This is a genomic window from Frankia sp. CeRuru1 (assembly GCF_977966315.1).
In genome coordinates this window covers 1-1,204 of the sequence record NZ_CDWWEW010000479.1, presented here as the reverse complement: position 1 = coordinate 1,204, position 1,204 = coordinate 1, and the positions used below count along the sequence as shown (strand labels likewise).

The following is a 1,204-nucleotide window of genomic DNA, read 5'->3' as shown; positions in this document are numbered from 1 at the left end:
GGCAGGGCGCCGTCAAAGTCCTCTTTCGCTGATCAGGGCGATGATCTGGAAGACGCGTTCGGGGTTCCGGGCGGTGGATCGCATGGCTTTGGCGATGTTCCTATGTCCGGTGAGGCGTAACGCGCTGATAGCGGTGTCACGGGCGATCGCCCAGGCGAGGGCGGCGTTGCCCGTGCGGGCGGTGTGGCGGTCCTCGTGGAGGGTCCGGTCGCGGACGTGGTGGACGGCTTCCACCGACCAGTGGCCGCGGGCGCGGGCGGCGAGGTAGCGGGGGTGGCCCTGTTCGGCGGGCAGGCTCGTGACCAGGTAGAACACCTCTTCGGACCAGGTCGGCTCCGCGGTGACGGTCTTCTTGCGCCGGGTCCGGCGGCGCAGTTGGACGACTTGTTTCGTGCCCCAGAAGCCGACCAGTCCCGGCGTGGTGATGGTCAGTGCCTTCAGCGAGCGGACCTCGGTCCGTCCGTGGCCCTTCTCGAAAGGTCGTGACCAGGTCCGGGGTCTGGTTCCAGGGCAGCCGGGTCAGGTTCGCGTGGACGGTCGGCTGATTCAGTTTGATCACGAAAAGCCAGTGGCCGCCCCTGGCCCGGATCTTCCGGGCGAGCCGGGTGTGGCTGTGGAGCGAGTCGGCCGTGACCAGGACATCGGCCAGATCGAGCCGGCCGGCGAGCGCCTCGACCGCGGCGATCTCGTCCCCACCGATGATCCGTTGGTGGCCGGCGGCGATCCCGCCGTGGTGCCAGACCGCCTCGACGACCGCCTCCTGGCTCATCGCCCCCGTCTCGGTGAACGAGCGGGCGCCTTTGAGGGTCTTGCCGTCGAAGGCCAGCCCCCGCGGCCCGGCGGGCGGGTCCGCCGACGCCTGGGCCTTCGCGATCCAGCCCGAGAGCGCCGCGTCCAACGCGGCCGGATCAGCGCCCTCGACCAGGCGGCGGATCGTCCGCTCCGAGGGCACCCCACGGGCCAGCCCGAACCCCGCGAGCAGGTCGGCCGGCAGGTCGACCGCCCACTCCCAGACCGCCGCGAACGTCTGCTGACCCGCCAGCACCCCGGCGAGCCACAGCGTCAGCACCGACGCCAGCTCGAACCTGCGCCCTCGTGCCTTCCGCCGGTCGCGCACCCCGCCCAGCGCGGCGAGCAACCCGGCCGGCCGCTCGACTACCCGAGCCGCCAGGCGGGCCCGCTGACCATCCGGAATCCGGACAGG

General features: G+C 71.9%; 1 protein-coding gene and 1 pseudogene. Both read right to left on the bottom strand.

Features of this window, described 5'->3' with window-relative positions; all coding sequences use genetic code 11:
- Window positions 1–12: 12 nt before the first annotated feature.
- Complete coding sequence (locus tag AC08OP_RS23035; RefSeq protein ID WP_476616087.1) at window positions 13–375, bottom strand: hypothetical protein; 363 nt, start codon at window positions 373–375, stop codon at window positions 13–15.
- 199 nt (window positions 376–574) lie between these two features.
- Window positions 575–1,069: pseudogene (locus tag AC08OP_RS23030) on the bottom strand (ISAs1 family transposase); the annotation flags it as partial.
- Between the last annotated feature and the right edge of the window lie 135 nt (window positions 1,070–1,204).